This is a genomic window from Eleftheria terrae, from assembly GCF_030419005.1.
In the GTDB taxonomy this organism is placed as follows: domain Bacteria; phylum Pseudomonadota; class Gammaproteobacteria; order Burkholderiales; family Burkholderiaceae_C; genus Caldimonas; species Caldimonas terrae.
Window position 1 is genome coordinate 88551 of record NZ_CP106951.1, and the last position, 17830, is coordinate 106380.

The window sequence follows — 17830 nt, forward strand, 5'->3', positions numbered from 1 at the left end:
GGGCCCGGCGGGCGGAGGCGGCTTACCACCAGGCTTCGACTTGGATACCGTAGGTCATGCCGTTGTTGTCGTCGCCGAAGACGCCGCCGGTCTTGGCGTCGCCCGCTTCGTCGTTCCACTTGGCATAGGTGGCGAAGGCGCGGAACACCGGGCGCGACCAGAAGCCGCGGCCCAGGGACAGCTGCGGCGCCACCGTGAACTTGGTCAGCTTGGCCGCCGGGCTGCCTTCGGTCTTGGTGCGGTCGTGGCCGAGCTCGAAGGCCAGGCTGAAGTTGTCCGTGAAGTTGTACTGCGGACGCACGCCGATGGTCAGCCAGGTCTGCTTGTCACCGTTGTCAGGCTTGTAATGCTGGTAGCCGAACACACCCTGGCCCGACCAGTTCGAGCCCGCCGGCGCGATGAAGAGCTGTTCGACCAGGCGGAACTCCTTGCCGTCCACATTGTCGGTGGCGTTGCGATAGGTCGGAATGTATTTCCCGCCGGCGCCAGCGTCCTGGCCGTACACGAGGGCCAGCTTGTTGTAGCCGCCCAGGATGCCGGTCTGCATGTGCTCGACGAACAGGGCGAAGCCGCTGCCCTTGCCGACCGGTTTCTTCGAACCGTCCTTCTGGATCTCGTAAGGAGCGCCGGAGCTGTCACCCTTGAGGATGGCCAGTTCCGCTTCCAGCTTGCCGCCCTGGTTCACCGCGATGTCGTAGACACGGGCCGACAGCCGGCGCGTGTTCAGTGCGTTGGCGGTGTCCGTCACGTCCTGGTCATCGCCTTTCTGGTGGTAGGCGATGGCGAGCTTCGCAGTCTGGCCGAGCGCGATGTCCTCGATACCACCGCCCAGGCCGCTGTTGTTCCAGTAGTAGTAGTCGTTGATATGGACGTCATGGCGGTTGTAGTAGCGCTTGCCCACCCACACCTTCGCGTCCTGCAGGGCACCCGGGCCGAAGAAGCCGCCGGCCTGGATGAAGTTCTGCCGGCTCATGATGTCGAACTTGTCGCCGTCGACGCTCTCCGCGTCACTGGCGCCGTTGTCCTCTTTGGTCGCCAGCATCAGCGTGTACTTGGCATAGGGGCCGGTGTCCTTCTTGCCAAAGGGCAGCGAGAAGGCCACCTCGCCATAGGTCTCGCACTCGTTGCCGAGGCGGTACTTCACATCGCCCGTGGCCGGGTTCTGGAAGCACGCCTGCTTGCTGCCTTCGCTCGAGCTGCCAACGCCAGTGCGGAAGTAGCCGTTGAATTCCAGCCCCTGGGACTGTGCCTGCGCCGTGCCGAACGCACCTGCTGCCGCGGCCGCGATGGCCAGCAGTTTGAAACGACCTCTCATCGGGATGCTCCTCTTTCAGTTCTAGCTTGGGTAGTGAGTGCCGGAACGCGCCCGAGCGAGGGGCCGGTCTCCAGCGGTTGGGGATGAGGGAAGCGGGGCCGGCCGGCGGCACGCGCTGCGTCGAGCGCGATCAGCCATCGGCATGCGGGCAAGAAGCCACCGGAAAAAGGGGCGGCGCCCCGCAGGGGAGGCGCCGCGAACTGGCTCTCTTGAGATGAACCCCGGGCAGCGACGAAACAAAGCTTCATGGGGCGCAGCGCAGCGGAGCGGCCTTCCTCGGTCGATGCTGGCATCGTGGCCGCCCGCCCGGGGCGAGCGACGGGTGCAGCACGAAGCGCGAGGTGGGCAGGGCGAAAGCGCGGAGACATGGCTGTGCTCGTCGGTTTCAAAACAGGTACATCGACTACAACGGACGCTGTAGTTTTATAACGGAGCGAACTTTAGTAATGAAACTACTGGGCGTGAACAAGGGTAAACCCCGAAATTGGCACGCCAACGCCGTCACGCCGTCTGCAATCGGCCCGGCTTTCCTCTAGACAGCGGCGAGTAGGCTCACTACCATCCCGCTGTAGTTTGCCTACAGATAGGCAGTGCTTTTGTGCTCTACGGGGTGCGGTCGCCGTCGTGCGGAAGCGGGGCGGCCATGCGCCCTTCCGCGTTTCTTTTGGTTTTCGGGGTTCGATGCAACAAACAACAAGCTACCCACGCATGGTGGGAGACGTCGGCGGCACCAACGCGCGTTTCGCCTGGCTGGAGGCGCCCGGCGTCCCGATGTCGGATATCGCCACCTATGCCTGCGCCGAGTACCCGACGTTGCAGGACGCCATGGCCCACTACCTTCGTGCACACGGAAAGCCGCAGCCGCGCTGGTGTGCGATCGGCATCGCCAATCCCATCGTCGGCGACCATGTGCAGATGACCAACCATCACTGGTCGTTCTCGATCTCGGCGGTACAGCGCCAGCTGGGTATGGACCGTTTCCTGGTCATCAACGACTTCACGGCGTTGGCCTTGTCACTGCCCGCGCTTGCGCCTGACGAGTTGCGCCAGGTCGGTGGCGGGCGGCCGCTCGCCAAGGGGCCGCTGGGCCTGGTGGGGCCGGGCACCGGCCTGGGCGTATCCGGGTTGCTGCCCGCCATGGCGGGCCATGGTGCCATCCCGATCAACGGCGAAGGCGGGCATGCGACCCTTGCTCCGATGGATGACCTGGAGGAGGCAGTGATCCGCTCGCTACGGCACCGCTTCGGCCATGTGTCCGCCGAGCGGGCAGTGTCGGGCATCGGGCTGCTCAACCTTCATCAGGCGGTCTGCGAGGTGAACGGCGTGGCTGCGCCGTCGATGACCGCCGCGGACATCACGTCGGCGGCGCTTGATGGGCGTGACCCGCAATGCGTCACGACGCTGGACCTGTTCTGCAGCTTCCTGGGCAACGTTGCGGGCAACGTGGCCCTGACGGTCGGTGCCACAGGTGGCGTCTACATCGGCGGCGGCATCGTGCCGCGCCTGGGGGACGCCTTTGCGCGCTCGAAGTTCCGCCAGCGCTTCGAGGAGAAGGGGCGCTTCAAGTCCTACCTGGAAGGTATCCCGACCTTTGTCGTGCACGCGAGGACGCCGGCGCTGATCGGTGCCGCGCGTGCGCTGGAAGAGCTGCCCTGAGCGGCCACCGGCGGCGGCCGGTCTGGCCGCCGCACCCCACCACAACGAGGAGCATCATGGATCGACAAGCTCGCACACGAGCCACCATCGCCGGCCTGGCGACGGCGGCCCTTCTGGCCGTGTCCGCCGCACCGGCGAATGCCGGGGTGATGGATTTTCTGTTTGGCTCGTCTGCCGAGAAGGCGCCGGCGGCCAAGGACGCCCCGCACCCCAAGCGGCGCGAATGGTCGATCGGCGAATTCACCGCGGTGAGGCTGCAGCCGGCGGAGGCCGGTGCACCGGCCAACGAACATCCGGCCGTGCTGTCGCCCGAGCAACTGGCGCAGGCGCTCGGCAGCATCACCATCACGGTGAAGGATGAGCCCGAGTCGCTGTTCCATGCGGACGAGTTGAAGGATCTGGTGGGCCCGCTTGCCAGCGCCTTCCGCAACGCCGGGCCGGGCGACGACGTGCTGCTGCTCAGCACCTCGCGGCGCGGTGGTGGCTTGCTCAGCGTCGGCACCGGTGTGACGGCGCGCCTGTTCGTCAAGGGTGGCGAGCTGCAGGTCATCGTCAACGACAGCCGGCTGGACTTCGTCAACGCCTATCGCGGCACGCACATTGCGCCGGACTTCGAGTTCGGCTCGCGCCAGGCGGCTGGCAAGGCGCGGCTGGTCAGCACCGCCGGCACGGCCCGGCGGGCCGATTGGCTGGCGTTCCCCGTGGCGGCCCAGTCCGTGGCGGCGTCGACTGCGGCGCCTGCGCCGGCACCCCGGCCCGCGCCGGCCCGGGCGGCTGCCCCTGCAGCGGTGGCCGCCCCGGCGGCCGCGGCGCCGGCCCCACCGCCCCCTGCAGCGCCTGCCGCGCCCGCAGCACGCGACGGCCGCTTCTTCGAGGAGCAGGAGCAGCGCCTGCGCACGCTCAAGCGCCTGCGCGAGCAGAACCTGATCAGCGAGGAAGAGTTCCAGCAGAAGCGCCGCGAGATCCTGCAGAGCCTCTGAGCGGCGTGCAGTGCCGCCCCGAGGGGGTGCTGCGCCGTCCAGGCATGAAAAGACCCGCCTCGGCGGGTCTTTTGGCTGGTGCGCCGGGGGCGATCTCAGTCGGCGGCGCCTTCTGCTACGCCGCCCATCATCTGGCTGAAGCCGGCGTCGACATACGTGATCTCGGCCGTCACGCCGCCGGCCAGGTCGGACAGCAGGAAGGCCGCCACGTTGCCGACATCGTCGATGGTCACGTTGCGGCGCAACGGTGCGTTCTGTTCCACCACACTGAGGATCTTGCCGAAGCCCTTGATGCCGGAGGCGGCCAGCGTCTTGATCGGACCGGCCGAAATGCCGTTGACCCGAATGCCCCGCGGGCCGAGGCTGGAGGCCAGGTAGCGCACCGAGGACTCGAGTGCCGCCTTGGCCACGCCCATCGTGTTGTAGCTGGGAACGTAGCGCACGGCGCCCAGGTAGGTGAGCGTCAGCAGGGCGGCATTCGGGTTGAGCATCGGCGCGGCGGCCTTGGCCATTGCCGGAAAGCTGTAGGCCGAGATTTCGTGGGCGATGCGGAAGGACTCGCGCGACAGGCCGTCGAGGAAGTCGCCGGCAATGGCCTCACGCGGGGCGAAGCCGATGGCGTGGACAAAACCGTCGAAGCTCGGCCAGCTGGTGCGCAGGTCGGCGAAGAGCCGTTCGATCTGGGCGTCGTCGCCGACATCGCAGTCAAACACCAGTTCCGAATCGAATTCGCGCGCGAATTCCGTGATGCGGTCCTTGAAGCGCTCGCCGACGTAGCTGAAAGCCAGCTCGGCGCCTTCGCGGCGACAGGCCTTCGCGATGCCGTAGGCGATCGAGCGGTTGGACAGCAGCCCCGTGATCAGAAGGCGTTTGCCGGCGAGAAAACCCATGGTGTCTCCAGAATGTCAACAATCCCGGATTTTGGCATGGCAGACTGCGCATCGGTCCCCTTTGGTGCCTGCCGATGGCCGCTGTCTCGCGCGGAGGCCATGGCGGCCGCAGGAAAAAAGCGGGCCCAGGACTTGCTTGCGCTGTTGGGGCGGAGTACAATCCGACTTTCGCTAAGTCATAGTCAGTGGGCGGAGTTATCCAGCCCATTTTTTTTGCTTGATCGGTATTCGCCGTATTTGGGCGCCGGCCTTCGGCAGTCGAGAGGTTGTCGCATCGTCCGGCGCGGATCGCCTGGCGGTCGGCAGGGCCGGCGGCCAAGGCAAGGCGGCGCGAGGTTGCTCTTCAGGCGGCCTCGGTGAGCGGTTGGTACCAGGACGGCGCGGCAGGACCGCGCGCGGTCCATGACACACGGAGTTGAACACGGCAGTGGTGCAGCAGGTTGGATGGCAGGCTTTGGTTGAGAGCACGGTGGTGGGCTTGGGCTATGAGCTCGTCGAGTGCGAACGCAGTGCAGGTGGCTTGCTGCGTGTCTATATCGACCGCGTGGCCCAGGATCCGAGCGGCGAGTTCATCACCGTCGACGACTGCGAGAAGGTGACGCGTCAGCTTCAGTACCTGCTGGAGGTGGAAGGCGTGGCCTACGAGCGGCTCGAAGTGTCGTCGCCCGGGCTCGATCGCCCCTTGCGCAAGCTGGCCGACTACCAGCGTTTTGCCGGGCACGAAGTCGACATCACCCTCAAAGTGGCATTCCAGAACCGCAAGAAGTACCGCGGTGTGCTGTCGCCCGAGGGCGAGGGTTGGCGTCTCGTGTTCAACGACGGCAAGCAGGATCAGGCATTGGATTTTTCGCTGGATGAGGTGCGCGAGGCGCGTCTTGTGCCGGTGGTCGACTTCAAGGGTCGCCGCCGTGGCAAGTCGCAGGCTGCCGACGTGCCGCCTGCAGCGAACGCACAAGAAGACGGAGGTCAGGAATCATGAACCGCGAACTGTTGATGCTGGTCGACGCGATTTCGCGCGAGAAGAGCGTGGACCGCGAGGTGGTGTTCGGTGCCGTTGAAGCCGCGCTGGCCTCTGCCACCAAGAAGCTTTACGAAGGCGAAGTCGACGTCCGCGTGGCCATCGACCGCGACACCGGCGAATACGAGACCTTCCGCCGCTGGCACGTGGTGCCGGACGAAGCTGGCCTGCAACTGCCCGAGGCGGAGATCCTGTTGTTCGAGGCTCGCGAGCAGATCGGCGACATCGAGGTCGACGACTACATCGAGGAACCGGTGGATTCGGTGCCGATCGGCCGCATCGGCGCCCAGGCAGCCAAGCAGGTCATCCTTCAGAAGATCCGCGATGCCGAGCGCGAGCAGCTGCTGAACGATTTCCTGTCGCGCGGTGACAAGATCTTCGTGGGCACCGTCAAGCGCATGGACAAGGGCGACATGATCGTCGAGTCCGGCCGCGTCGAAGGCCGCCTGAAGCGCGGCGAGATGATCCCGAAGGAAAACCTGCGCACCGGCGACCGCGTGCGTGCTGTCATCGCCGAGGTCGATCCGACGGCGCGTGGCCCGCAGATCATGCTGTCGCGCAGCGCCCCGGCCTTCATGGTCGAGCTGTTCCGCCAGGAAGTGCCTGAAATCGAACAAGGTCTGCTGGAGATCAAGAGCTGCGCTCGTGATGCCGGTTCGCGCGCCAAGATCGCGGTGCTGTCGCACGACAAGCGGGTCGATCCGATCGGCACCTGTGTCGGCGTGCGTGGCTCGCGTGTCAACGCGGTCACGAACGAGCTGGCGGGCGAGCGCGTGGATATCGTCTTGTGGTCGGAAGACCCGGCACAGTTCGTCATCGGCGCGCTGGCGCCGGCCAACGTGGTGTCCATCGTGGTGGATGAGGAGCGCCATGCGATGGATGTCGTGGTCGACGAGGAGAACCTCGCGATCGCCATCGGCCGCGGCGGCCAGAACGTGCGCCTGGCGTCGGAGCTGACCGGCTGGCGCATCAATATCATGACGGCCGAGGAGTCGCAGGCCAAACAGGCCGAGGAAAGCAATGCGATCCGCGCCCTGTTCATGGACAAGCTGGATGTGGACGAGGAAGTCGCCGACATCCTGATCGAGGAAGGTTTCACCAGCCTTGAGGAAGTGGCCTATGTGCCGCTGCAGGAGATGCTGGAGATCGAGTCCTTTGACGAGGACACCATCAACGAGCTGCGCACCCGAGCCAAGGATGTGCTGCTGACGATGGAGATTGCCAAGGAAGAGAAGGTCGAGGAAGTGTCGCAGGACCTGCGCGATCTCGATGGCCTCAATGGCGAGTTGATCGGCAAGCTGGCCGAAGCGGGCATCCATACCCGCGACGACCTGGCCGACCTGGCTGTTGACGAGCTGACCGAGATCACCGGCGTGGACGAGGCTCAGGCCAAGGGTCTGATCATGAAGGCCCGGGAACACTGGTTCACCGCCTGAGCCCGGACCACCCGCCACCGCCTGCAACCGCCACACACCGAACTCGCTCTGCCCAAGGACACCAAACAATGGCCGTTACCACAGTCGCACAGTTCGCCTCGGAGCTGAACCGCCCCGCGACGGCGCTGCTTGACCAGCTGAAAGCCGCAGGGGTGGCGAAAGGTTCGCCGGAGGACTCCCTGACCGAGGCAGACAAGGAACGTCTGCTGGACTACCTTCGCTCGTCGCATGGCACTGCCGGCAGCGAGCGCAAGAAGATCACGCTGACCCGCAAATCGACCACCGAGATCAAGCAGGCCGACTCGTCCGGCAAGGCGCGAACCATCCAGGTGGAAGTGCGCAAGAAGCGCGTGTTCGTCAAGCGTGACGAGCCGAGCCCTGCCGTCGAAGAGCCGGCGTTGCAGGCCGCGCCGGAGCAAGAGGACCTGGAACTGCAGCGCCGTGAGGAAGAGGCGCGCCGCCAAGCCGAACTGCTGCGCCGCCAGGAAGAAGAGCTGGCGGAGAAGCGCCGCCAGCGCGAAGAGGAAGAGCGCCGCCAGCGCGAGGAAGCCGAAGCCAAAGCCCGTGAAGCTGCCGAGAAGGCCGCCGCGGAAGCCGCGGCCCGGGCAGCCGAGGCGGCTCGTGCAGCGGCCGAAGCCGCTGCTGTCGTCGGTGCCAGCACGGCCGCTGAGCCGCCGGCACCCCCCGCGGCCGCGCCGGCCGCTCCAGCTGCTGCACCGGCGGCGCCGGCGGAAACGCCCAGGCCCGGTGTGCGTGTCGTGAAGGCTGCCGAGGTGGAAGCCGAGGAGAAACAACGTTTGATGGATCTTGAGAAGCGCCGCAAGGCTGCCGAAGCTGAGGCAGCTGCGATTCGCGCGATGATGGCGGCCCCCCGCAAGGTGCTGACCGCGAAGAAGCCCGAGGAAGAGAAGCCGAAGGTCGATCCGAGCAAGGAAGGCATCAAGGGCACCATCCACAAGCCCAAGGCCGCACCGGGTGCTCCCGCTGCGCCGGGGGCTGCGGCGCCGGCGCCTGCCGGGGCAGGCGCGGCCAAGCCGGGCGACAAGAAATCGGTCAAGTCCGAGAAGCTGTCGTCCAGCTGGGCTGACGACGCGGCGAAGAAGCGCGCGCTCAAGACCCGTGGTGATTCCTCCGGCGGTGCCCGTCCGGGCTGGCGTGCGCCGGCCGGCGGTCGTGGCGGGCGCCGTGGCGACCGCGGCGGGCCGGGCTCGGGCTTCGTAGCCCCGACCGAGGCGCAGGTGCATGAGGTGCACGTGCCCGAGACCATCAGCGTGGCCGACCTGGCTCACAAGATGTCGGTCAAGGCGTCCGAAGTCATCAAGCAGATGATGAAGCTGGGCCAGATGGTCACCATCAACCAGCAACTCGACCAGGAGACCGCGATGATCCTGGTCGAGGAGATGGGCCACAAGGCCTTCGCCGCCAAGCTGGACGATCCGGAAGCCTTCCTGGAGGAAGACGCGACCACCTCCGGCGCCGAGCTGCTGCCGCGCGCCCCGGTCGTCACCGTGATGGGCCACGTCGACCACGGCAAGACCTCGCTGCTCGACTACATCCGTCGCAGCCGCGTGGCGGCCGGCGAGGCGGGCGGCATCACGCAGCACATCGGCGCCTATCACGTCGATACGCCGCGCGGCATGATCACCTTCCTCGACACCCCGGGTCACGAGGCTTTCACGGCCATGCGTGCCCGCGGTGCCAAGGCGACCGACATCGTCATCCTGGTGGTGGCGGCGGACGACGGCGTGATGCCGCAGACCAAGGAAGCCATCCACCACGCGAAGGCGGCCGGCGTGCCCATCGTCGTGGCGGTCAACAAGATCGACAAGGCCGAAGCCAACCTGGACCGCGTGAAGTCCGAGCTGGTGGCCGAGCAAGTGGTGCCCGAGGAGTTCGGTGGTGAATCGCCGTTCTGCCCGGTGTCGGCCAAGACCGGCCAGGGCGTGGACGAGCTGCTGGAGAACGTGCTGCTGCAGGCCGAGGTGCTGGAGCTCATGTCCGCCAAGGACGCGCCGGCCAAGGGCCTGGTGATCGAGGCCCAGCTCGACAAGGGCCGCGGCCCGGTTGCCACCGTGCTGGTGCAGTCTGGCACGCTCAAGCGCGGCGACGTGGTGCTGGCCGGCTCCAGCTATGGCCGCGTGCGTGCCATGCTGGACGAGACCGGTCGCCCGGCCACCGAGGCTGGCCCGTCCATCCCGGTCGAGATCCAGGGCCTGACCGAGGTGCCGCAAGCCGGTGACGAGTTCATGGTGCTGGCCGACGAGCGCCGGGCGCGCGAGATCGCCACCTTCCGCCAGGGCAAGTACCGCGACGTCAAGCTGGCCCGCCAGCAGGCCGCCAAGCTGGAGAACATGTTCGAGCAGATGGGTCAGGCTGGCTCGCAGACGCTGCCGCTGATCATCAAGGCCGACGTGCAAGGTTCCCAGGAAGCGCTGGCTGCCTCGCTGCTGAAGCTCTCCACCGACGAGGTGAAGGTGCAGATCGTGCACGCCGCGGTGGGTGGCATCAGCGAAAGCGACGTCAACCTGGCGATCGCCTCGAAGGGCGTCATCATCGGCTTCAACACGCGGGCCGATGCCGGTGCGCGCAAGCTCGCCGAGAGCAATGGCGTGGACCTGCGCTACTACAACATCATCTACGACGCGGTCGACGAGATCCGCGCCGCGATGTCGGGGATGCTGGCGCCGGAGCAGAAGGAAGAAGTCATCGGCATGGCAGAGATCCGCCAGGTCTTCCGCTCCTCCAAGGTCGGCGCGATCGCAGGTTGCATGGTGTTGTCGGGCGTCGTGCGCCGCAATGCCCGCCTGCGCCTGCTGCGCAACAACGTGGTGGTGTTCACCGGCGAACTCGACTCGCTCAAGCGCTTCAAGGACGATGTCCGGGAAGTCAAAGAGGGCTTCGAGTGCGGCCTGAACATCAAGAACTACAACGACATTGCCGAAGGCGATCAGCTGGAGTTCTTCGAGATCAAGGAAGTGGCCCGGACGCTGTAAGGCGGTTCTTGTTGCACCTGCAAGCCCCGCCGATCGAAAGATGGGCGGGGTTTGTGTTTGAGGGGCAGCCGCACAGGAGTTAAACGACGATGCGACACAAGCGATCGATCCCCAACCGCAGCTACCGCGTGGCCGACCAGATCCAGCGCGACGTGGCCGAGCTGATCCGCGACCTGAAGGACCCGCGCATCGGCATGGTCACCATCAACGCCGTCGAGGTGACGCCCGACTATGCGCACGCGAAGATCTTCTTCTCGCTGCTGGTGGGCGACCCCCAGGAAAGCGAGGAGGCACTGAACGAAGCCGCCGGTTTCCTGCGCAACAGCCTGTTCAAGCGCCTGCAGATCCACACCGTGCCGACGCTGCATTTCAGCTTCGACCGCACCACCGAGCGCGCGGCCGACCTGAACGCCCTGATCAACCAGGCAAACGCCAACCGCGCCAAGGACTGACGAGGACCGCTGCCGTGCAGGCCGAGACCACTCCCATCGCCCCAGTCGCCCGCCAGCGCGTGCCGCGCCGTGCCGTGCACGGCGTGTTGCTGCTGGACAAGCCGCTGGGCCTCAGCAGCAACGACGCGCTGCAGAAGGTCAAGCGCCTGTTGCGGGCGGAGAAGGCCGGCCATACCGGCACGCTGGACCCGCTGGCCACCGGCTTGCTGCCGCTGTGCTTCGGCGCGGCGACCAAGTTCTCGCAGGTGAGCCTGGAGGCCGACAAGACCTACCGTGCCACCTTGCAGCTTGGCGTGCGTACCAGCACCGGCGACGCCGAGGGCGAGGTTTTGGAGCAGCGCCCGGTGGAGGTGGTGCCACAGCAGCTGCTGCAGGCCTGCATGCGCTTCATGGGGCCCATCCAGCAGGTGCCGCCGATGTATTCGGCACTCAAGCGCGATGGCCGTGCCTTGTACGAGTACGCTCGTGCCGGCATCGAGGTGGAGCGCGAGCCGCGCGAGGTGACGATCTTCAGCATCGAGGTGCTGAAATGGCAGGGCAGCTCGCTCGACATCGAGGTACGCTGCAGCAAGGGCACCTACATCCGCACGCTGGCCGAGGACATCGGCGAGGCGCTCGGCTGCGGTGCCCACCTGAGCGCGCTGCGCCGCACCGGCAGCGGCCCGGTGACCTTGCAGGGCGCCCGTACCCTGGCCGAGCTGGAGGCAATGAGCGAAGCCGAGCGCGACGCCTGCCTGCAGCCGGTGGACGCGCTGCTGGCCGACTGGCCGGTGCTGCGCCTGGAAGCCGAGGACGCCGGCCGCTTCCTGAGCGGCATGCGGCGGCGCACGGCGCATGCCGACGCCGAGCAGGTGCGCGTGTACGGCCCGCAGCCGGCTGCCTTCCTCGGCAGCGGCAGCGTGCGGGCCGGTGAACTGATTTCAACGCGGTTGTTGAGCCCGCTGGAGGTCCAAGGCCTCCTGAACGCTCAAGCATCACAGTGACTCGCCGATCGAGCACGTCTTCAAGAGCGAACTTATGAGCAAGCAAATCCGCAACATCGCCATCATCGCGCACGTCGACCATGGCAAGACGACGCTGGTCGACCAGCTGTTGCGTCAATCGGGCACCTTCCGCGACAACCAGCAGGTCAGCGAGCGTGTGATGGACAGCAACGACCTCGAACGCGAGCGCGGCATCACCATCCTGGCGAAGAACTGCGCGGTGAGCTGGCAGGGCACCCACATCAACATCGTCGACACCCCGGGGCACGCCGACTTCGGCGGCGAGGTGGAGCGCGTGCTGTCCATGGTGGACAGCGTGCTGCTGCTGGTGGACGCGGTCGAAGGCCCGATGCCCCAGACCCGTTTCGTGACGAAGAAGGCGCTGGCCCTGGGCCTGAAGCCGATCGTCGTGGTGAACAAGGTCGACCGTCCGGGCGCGCGCCCCGACTACGTCATCAACGCCACCTTCGACCTGTTCGACAAGCTGGGTGCGACCGAGGAACAGCTGGACTTCCCGGTGGTCTACGCCTCCGGCCTGAACGGCTGGGCGACGCTGGAGGAGGGCGCGGTCGGCACCGACCTGGCCCCGCTGTTCGACGCCATCCTGAAGCACGTGCCGCCGCACGAGGGTGACGAGAACGCGCCGCTGCAGCTGCAGATCTGCTCGCTCGACTATTCCACCTTCGTCGGCCGCATCGGCATCGGCCGCGTCAACAGCGGCACGCTCAAGCCGATGCAGGACGTGGCGATGTTCGCCGGCCCCGACAGCGCGCCGAAGAAGTGCCGCGTCAACCAGGTGCTGAAGTTCGAAGGCCTGGAGCGCCAGCAGGCCACCTCGGCCGGCCCCGGCGACATCGTGCTGATCAACGGCATCGAGGACATCGGCATCGGCGTGACGCTGACCAGCCTGGACGACCCGCGCCCGCTGCCGATGCTGACGGTGGATGAGCCGACGCTGACGATGAACTTCTGCGTCAACAACTCCCCGCTGGCGGGCCGGGAAGGCAAGTTCGTCACCAGCCGCCAGATCCGCGACCGGCTGGACCGCGAACTGCAGAGCAACGTCGCGCTGCGCGTGCGCGACACCGACGAAGACGGCGTCTTCGAGGTCTCCGGCCGCGGTGAACTGCACCTGACCATCCTGCTGGAGAACATGCGCCGCGAAGGCTACGAGCTGGCCGTCTCCAAGCCGCGCGTGGTCTTCCACGACGTGGACGGCGAGAAGCACGAGCCGATCGAGCTGGTCACGGCCGACGTCGAGGAACAGCACCAGGGCGGCGTGATGCAGGCGCTGGGTCTGCGCAAGGGCGAGCTGGTCAACATGGAGCCGGACGGCATGGGCCGCGTGCGCCTGGAGTACCGCATTCCGGCGCGGGGCCTGATCGGCTTCCAGAACGAGTTCCTGAACCTGACCCGCGGTACCGGCCTCATCAGCAACATCTTCGACGGCTACGAAGCGCACAAGGGCGACATCGAAGGCCGCAAGAACGGGGTGCTGATCAGCCAGGACGACGGCGAGATCGTGACCTACGCGCTCGGCAAGCTGGACGACCGCGGCCGCATGTTCGTGAAGGCCGGCGACCCGGTGTACGAAGGCATGATCGTCGGTATCCACAGCCGCGAGAACGACCTGGTGGTCAACGCCGTGCGTACCAAGCAGCTGACCAACTTCCGCGTCTCGGGCAAGGAAGATGCGATCAAGATCACCCCGCCGATCGAGCTGACGCTGGAGTATGCGGTCGAGTTCATCGAGGACGACGAGCTGGTCGAGATCACGCCCAAGTCCATCCGCCTGCGCAAGCGTTTCCTGAAGGAGCACGAGCGCAAGCGCGCCTCGCGCGACGCGGCCTGATCCCGTCGTGAGGCTCTTGTGAGGCTGACGCATGGCCAGGCAGCCTGGGCCATGGTGGGAGTCACGCTGCTGTGGAGCACCGCCGGCGTCGTGACCCGTCATCTCGAAGACGCACGCGCCTTCGAGATCACCTTCTGGCGCAGCTGCTTCAATGCCGCCTTCCTGCTGCTCGCCTTGCTGGCGCTGCGCGGGCGCGCCCTGTGGCGCGGCATGGCGGTGGGCGGCTGGCCGCTGTGGGTGTCCGGGCTCATGTGGGGGGTGATGTACACCTGCTTCATGGTGGCTCTGACGCTTACCACGGTGGCCAATGTGCTCATCACGATGGCGCTGTCGCCGCTGCTGACGGCGCTCATCGCCCGCTTCGTGCTGCACCACCGGCTGCCGGCCCGCACCTGGGGCGCCATCCTGGTGGCTGGCCTGGGCATCGGCTGGATGTACGGGCAGCAGCTGTCGGGCGGCGATGCCCGGCACCTGCTGGGCACCCTGGTGGCGCTGGCGGTGCCGGTGGCCTCGGCCATCAACTGGAGCGTGATCCAGCGCAGCGGCCGCCAGGCCGGGGGGGCGGGGCAGGACATGCTGCCTGCCGTGCTGATCGGCGCCGTGTTGTCCGCCGGCATCGCGCTGCCGCTGGCCTGGCCACTGCAGGCGTCGGCCCATGACCTCTCGCTGCTGGCGGGCCTGGGCGTGTTTCAGCTGGCGATTCCCTGCCTGCTGGCGGTGCAGCTGGCCCGGGTGCTGCCGGCGCCCGAGGTCGCCTTGCTGGCCTTGCTTGAAGTGGTGTTCGGCGTGGCGTGGGCCTGGCTGGGCGCCGGTGAGGCTCCGTCGCTGGCGGTGCTGGGTGGCGGCGCGTTGGTGCTGGCCGCGCTGGTGGCCAATGAACTGCTGGGCCTGAGGCAGCGTCGCTGAAGCGCGGGGCGCCGGGCATGGCCGGGCCTGATGCCGGGCCGGCGCTGGCCGCCGCCGCGACAGCGGGCGCCGGCCGCTCACGCTAGCATGTCGGCACTCAAAACTCCGGAGACCTCATGACTGCCACCCTGCAGCTCGACCACTCGGACGGCCTGGTGCTTGCCCACAAGGCGGGCGACATCGGCCTGATCACGCTCAATCGCCCGCAGGCGCTCAACGCGCTTTCGCTGGCGATGATCCGCGACCTGACCCAGGCCTTGCTGGCCTGGCGCGACGACGCCACCGTCAAGGCGGTGCTGGTGCGTGGTGCCACGCAGGAAGGCAAGGGCGTGGCCTTCTGCGCAGGCGGCGACATCCGCTTCTTCCATGGCGCGGCGCTGCAGGGCAATCCGCAGGTGGACGACTTCTTCACCGAGGAATACAGCCTCAACCACTTGATCCACGTCTATCCGAAGCCCTACATCGCCCTGATGGACGGCGTGGTGATGGGCGGGGGCATGGGCATCAGCCAGGGTGCCAAGCTGCGCATCGTCACCGAGCGGACCAAGATGGCCATGCCCGAGACCAACATCGGGCTGTTCCCGGATGTGGGCGGTGGCTGGTTCCTGTCGCGCTGCCCGGGCCGGGTGGGCGAGTACCTGGCCTTGACCGGCCAGGTGATCGGTGCCGGCGATGCGATCGGGTGGGGATTGGCCGATGGCTTTGTCGAGAGCGCCCAGTTGCCCGGCCTGGTCGAGGCGCTGGTGGACCAGCCCCACGAGAACGGCGAGCAGGTGCTGGCCACGCTGCGCGCGCGGCTGCAAGCGGCGCCGGCGCCGGTGCAGGCGGCGCATCGGGCTTCGATCGACCGCCATTTCGGCGCGACCGATGTGCCGGCGATCGTTGCCTCGCTCGCCGCTGACTCCAGCGGCTGGGCGGCCGAGACCCTGGCAGTGCTGCGCAAGCGCTCGCCGTTGATGATGGGCGTCACGCTGGAGCAGATCCGCCGAGCTCGCAGCATGAGTCTGGCCGACGATCTGCGCATGGAGCGCGACATGGTGCGCCACTGTTTCGCCCTGCGGCCCGGTGCGGCGAGCGAGACCGTGGAAGGCATCCGCGCGCTGGTGATCGACAAGGACCACAGCCCGCGCTGGAACCCGGCAACAGTGGAGGAGGTGAGTGCCGAGATGGTGCAGGCCTTCTTCCGCAGCCCGTGGCCGGCGCATGCGCATCCATTGCGCGGGCTGGCTTGAGACACGGTGGCAAGGTTCCTGTGAGAGGGGGCCGCCTCGGCCCGTGGGCTTGCGCCTGGCGGGCGTGGTGCGCGCCGCCGCAGGCTGCCAGGCGGCGCCTGCCGTCGACCGGCGGCATGGCCTTCGCACAGGAGGTCGCGCGCGGGCACCAGGAGACGCCACACACGGCCCCCGTGACCGGGGCATAGGTCGTGTGATGGCAGCGCCGATGCCGCTGGCTGCACTGATGGGCTGCCCGGCGCCATGACGCTGGGCCCCCTACGGTCCAGGGGGCGCCGACCTGCCTAGCGCTCCCCCGCCTCCGGTTCGGTGAGGGGCACGTCGTTGCGCTTCAGCAAGTGCACCATTGCATCGGTGATCGCGGATGTCAGCAGCTCGTCGAGGCCCAAGGTCAGCGGCCTGCCCTCCAGCAACGGACCGAGCCGCTCGACGCTGCCGACATAGTCCTCCGTGTGGAAGTCATATCGGCCGAAGCCACCCTGCCGGTCGACCAGCAGATAGGTCGAGCGATGGTCATCGTCCGACCAGCGGCCGAAGCCGAAGTAGTTCGCATCAAGGTGGGCCACCTGTTGCGGCGAGAGTTCTTCGTCGGTGAAGTAGGGCCCGAAATTCCAGGCGATGGCCTTGCTCAGCGGATGCAAGCAGTCTCCGTACTCCGAAGACCGGTTGAATTCAAGCACGCGTCGGTCGCCCCAGCGACCGAACCGCGTCGACACGTCATAGATCGCGAAGCGCTTGCGAAACACGCCCTTCAAGGCATCAGGCAGGGTCCAGCCGAGCTTGGCTTCCATCGCCAGCAAGTCCGGCTCCGACACCGGCTCCTGCCACTCGAACAAACTGCCGTCGCGGTAGTACTCGTCGAACAGCACCTCATACGCTTCCCCGTCTTCGACGAATTCATGAAGGCTCAGGCAGAAGGCGGCGAACCGGTCCACCGCCTGCTGCCAGGTCTCGCCGGCAGGGCCTTGAAGATGTTGTAGGTATTCGTTGGGCATGTGGTTCCTCGGGAGGCCGCGCCCCTGGTGCGCCGACGATGGGCCTCCCATCCGGGCCTGCTCATGGGGGTGGTGCGCGGGCCGGCGCATTGTGGCATGGGCCCCGCATTCAACCGCCGGCCGACCCGCCATGGCACGCTGGCCGCCGCCGGGGCAGCGTCGGTCGCCGTGCATGGGGGCACGTTTGCCATGACGGTCATGCGATCGCCGCCCGCCCGCTTGGCTGCCGCCTGCGCCAATGCCTGGCGGGCAGCGGAGACCTCTCACCCGCCGGTCAGTTTCGCTCGATCAGGACCGTGTAGCCGCGGCCCCCGTTGTTGTCCCAATAACCGTGTCCGTCGACGGTGTAGTGGACGGCGACTTCAACCTGCTTGGCCTGGCCGATGTCGAGCCAGTAGTTCCATTCCTCCAAGCCCAGTTCGTTCGGGTTGGCCGCGTTGCTGCTGCCGCGGACGAAGTAGCTGTAGCTGAACCAGAAATACGGCGAGAAGGTGGCGGCCACGGTTTTTCTGCTGCGCCAGCCGTCGGTGGAATAGTGCACCGTGACCGCCTTGTCGACGCCCAGGTTGCGCACCGTCACCGAGCCACCGATGCGCTGGCTGGTGCCCACGCGGACGACCGGTTGGTAGCGGTTCAGGACCTGGATGCCGTCCTGCAGCCGCGAGCCGCTGTTGAGGTCCTGCCGGTAGGGATCTCCTTGCCGCTTGTCCCAGTAGGAGTTGCCGTCGACCTTGTATTCGATGGCGTACTCGAGCGTGCGCTGCCGGCCCCAGTAGCCGGTGCGCCAGTGATCGGCCACCCAGATGTCCTGCCCGGGTTCGGCGGCGCTTGCGAACCGCAGCGGGATCTGGAACCACTGGCCGTCCGCTCCCTTGAGGTGGGCGATGACTTCCCTTTGCTGCCCCAGGTTGGCGGCCTTCACCTGGAAGCTGAAGTTCTGGTGGTAGATCTGCGCCTTCATGGTCTCGATGCTGTGAGCCCGCAGCAGCTGCACTTCGTCGGCAGCCGATGCGGCGGAGCCGAGAAGCAGGGCGAATGTGCAGAAGAAGAAGGCTTTGAATGGAAGGGGGTGCTTCATATGGAAGATGTCTGTTCAATACGGGGGAAGTGACTGCCGCGGCA

General features: G+C 67.0%; 14 protein-coding genes. 10 read left to right on the forward strand and 4 right to left on the reverse strand.

All coding sequences use genetic code 11. The features are described from left to right. Nucleotides 1-22 precede the first annotated feature (22 nt). On the reverse strand, nucleotides 23-1315 hold the full coding sequence (locus N7L95_RS00755; protein ID WP_301257913.1) for a maltoporin: 1293 nt from the start codon (nucleotides 1313-1315) through the stop codon (nucleotides 23-25). 681 nt (nucleotides 1316-1996) lie between these two features. Here N7L95_RS00755 and N7L95_RS00760 point away from each other — a divergent pair. Both N7L95_RS00760 and N7L95_RS00765 read left to right on the forward strand, forming a co-directional pair. After that, nucleotides 1997-2971: a glucokinase gene (locus N7L95_RS00760; protein WP_301257914.1), complete on the forward strand. Its 975-nt coding sequence runs from the start codon at nucleotides 1997-1999 to the stop codon at nucleotides 2969-2971. Nucleotides 2972-3027: 56 nt separating this feature from the next. Then, nucleotides 3028-3951, forward strand: a complete 924-nt coding sequence (locus tag N7L95_RS00765; RefSeq protein WP_301257915.1) for an SHOCT domain-containing protein — start codon at nucleotides 3028-3030, stop codon at nucleotides 3949-3951. 95 nt (nucleotides 3952-4046) lie between these two features. Here the strand turns inward: N7L95_RS00765 and fabI are convergent, their stop codons facing one another. Next, nucleotides 4047-4841 carry an enoyl-ACP reductase FabI gene (gene fabI / locus N7L95_RS00770; RefSeq protein WP_301257916.1) on the reverse strand — a complete coding sequence of 265 codons (795 nt, stop codon included), beginning with the start codon at nucleotides 4839-4841 and terminating at the stop codon, nucleotides 4047-4049. Nucleotides 4842-5256: 415 nt separating this feature from the next. Between fabI and rimP the strand changes: the two genes are divergently transcribed. From rimP to N7L95_RS00810, 8 genes are all read left to right on the forward strand, one after another. Continuing rightward, complete coding sequence (rimP, locus tag N7L95_RS00775) at nucleotides 5257-5820, forward strand: ribosome maturation factor RimP (protein WP_301257917.1); 564 nt, start codon at nucleotides 5257-5259, stop codon at nucleotides 5818-5820. Further along, on the forward strand, nucleotides 5817-7295 hold the full coding sequence (nusA, locus tag N7L95_RS00780; protein WP_301257918.1) for a transcription termination factor NusA: 1479 nt from the start codon (nucleotides 5817-5819) through the stop codon (nucleotides 7293-7295). The genes rimP and nusA overlap by 4 nt, the downstream gene beginning before the upstream one ends. Nucleotides 7296-7363: 68 nt before the next feature. Then, nucleotides 7364-10288, forward strand: coding sequence for a translation initiation factor IF-2 (gene infB, locus N7L95_RS00785; protein ID WP_301257919.1), 2925 nt, complete (start codon nucleotides 7364-7366; stop codon nucleotides 10286-10288). A gap of 89 nt (nucleotides 10289-10377) precedes the next feature. Continuing rightward, entirely contained in the window at nucleotides 10378-10740 is a 363-nt protein-coding gene (rbfA, locus tag N7L95_RS00790) for a 30S ribosome-binding factor RbfA (protein ID WP_301257920.1), read from the forward strand. A 14-nt stretch (nucleotides 10741-10754) separates the two neighbouring features. Then, on the forward strand, nucleotides 10755-11723 hold the full coding sequence (truB, locus tag N7L95_RS00795; RefSeq protein WP_301257921.1) for a tRNA pseudouridine(55) synthase TruB: 969 nt from the start codon (nucleotides 10755-10757) through the stop codon (nucleotides 11721-11723). A gap of 34 nt (nucleotides 11724-11757) precedes the next feature. Continuing rightward, entirely contained in the window at nucleotides 11758-13575 is a 1818-nt protein-coding gene (gene typA, locus N7L95_RS00800) for a translational GTPase TypA (protein WP_301257922.1), read from the forward strand. 51 nt (nucleotides 13576-13626) lie between these two features. Beyond that, a complete protein-coding gene (locus N7L95_RS00805; RefSeq protein WP_301260230.1) occupies nucleotides 13627-14481 on the forward strand; it encodes a DMT family transporter in 855 nt (284 codons plus the stop codon). Between the two features lie 116 nt (nucleotides 14482-14597). Beyond that, nucleotides 14598-15713 carry an enoyl-CoA hydratase/isomerase family protein gene (locus N7L95_RS00810; RefSeq protein WP_301257923.1) on the forward strand — a complete coding sequence of 372 codons (1116 nt, stop codon included), beginning with the start codon at nucleotides 14598-14600 and terminating at the stop codon, nucleotides 15711-15713. A 284-nt stretch (nucleotides 15714-15997) separates the two neighbouring features. Here N7L95_RS00810 and N7L95_RS00815 read toward each other — a convergent pair whose 3' ends face one another. Then, nucleotides 15998-16708: a hypothetical protein gene (locus N7L95_RS00815; RefSeq protein WP_301257924.1), complete on the reverse strand. Its 711-nt coding sequence runs from the start codon at nucleotides 16706-16708 to the stop codon at nucleotides 15998-16000. Between the two features lie 274 nt (nucleotides 16709-16982). Next, nucleotides 16983-17669, reverse strand: a complete 687-nt coding sequence (locus tag N7L95_RS00820) for a carbohydrate-binding protein (protein ID WP_301257925.1) — start codon at nucleotides 17667-17669, stop codon at nucleotides 16983-16985. Between the last annotated feature and the right edge of the window lie 161 nt (nucleotides 17670-17830).

What these genes read in the sequence shown, in the direction of transcription:
- N7L95_RS00755 (WP_301257913.1), bottom strand. Translation starts at nt 1,315, where the DNA reads ATGAGAGGTCGTTTCAAACTGCTGGCCATCGCGGCCGCGGCAGCAGGT.
- N7L95_RS00760 (WP_301257914.1), top strand. Translation starts at nt 1,997, where the DNA reads ATGCAACAAACAACAAGCTACCCACGCATGGTGGGAGACGTCGGCGGC.
- N7L95_RS00765 (WP_301257915.1), top strand. Translation starts at nt 3,028, where the DNA reads ATGGATCGACAAGCTCGCACACGAGCCACCATCGCCGGCCTGGCGACG.
- fabI (WP_301257916.1), bottom strand. Translation starts at nt 4,841, where the DNA reads ATGGGTTTTCTCGCCGGCAAACGCCTTCTGATCACGGGGCTGCTGTCC.
- nusA (WP_301257918.1), top strand. Translation starts at nt 5,817, where the DNA reads ATGAACCGCGAACTGTTGATGCTGGTCGACGCGATTTCGCGCGAGAAG.
- infB (WP_301257919.1), top strand. Translation starts at nt 7,364, where the DNA reads ATGGCCGTTACCACAGTCGCACAGTTCGCCTCGGAGCTGAACCGCCCC.
- rbfA (WP_301257920.1), top strand. Translation starts at nt 10,378, where the DNA reads ATGCGACACAAGCGATCGATCCCCAACCGCAGCTACCGCGTGGCCGAC.
- typA (WP_301257922.1), top strand. Translation starts at nt 11,758, where the DNA reads ATGAGCAAGCAAATCCGCAACATCGCCATCATCGCGCACGTCGACCAT.
- N7L95_RS00805 (WP_301260230.1), top strand. Translation starts at nt 13,627, where the DNA reads ATGGTGGGAGTCACGCTGCTGTGGAGCACCGCCGGCGTCGTGACCCGT.
- N7L95_RS00810 (WP_301257923.1), top strand. Translation starts at nt 14,598, where the DNA reads ATGACTGCCACCCTGCAGCTCGACCACTCGGACGGCCTGGTGCTTGCC.
- N7L95_RS00815 (WP_301257924.1), bottom strand. Translation starts at nt 16,708, where the DNA reads ATGCCCAACGAATACCTACAACATCTTCAAGGCCCTGCCGGCGAGACC.
- N7L95_RS00820 (WP_301257925.1), bottom strand. Translation starts at nt 17,669, where the DNA reads ATGAAGGCGCAGATCTACCACCAGAACTTCAGCTTCCAGGTGAAGGCC.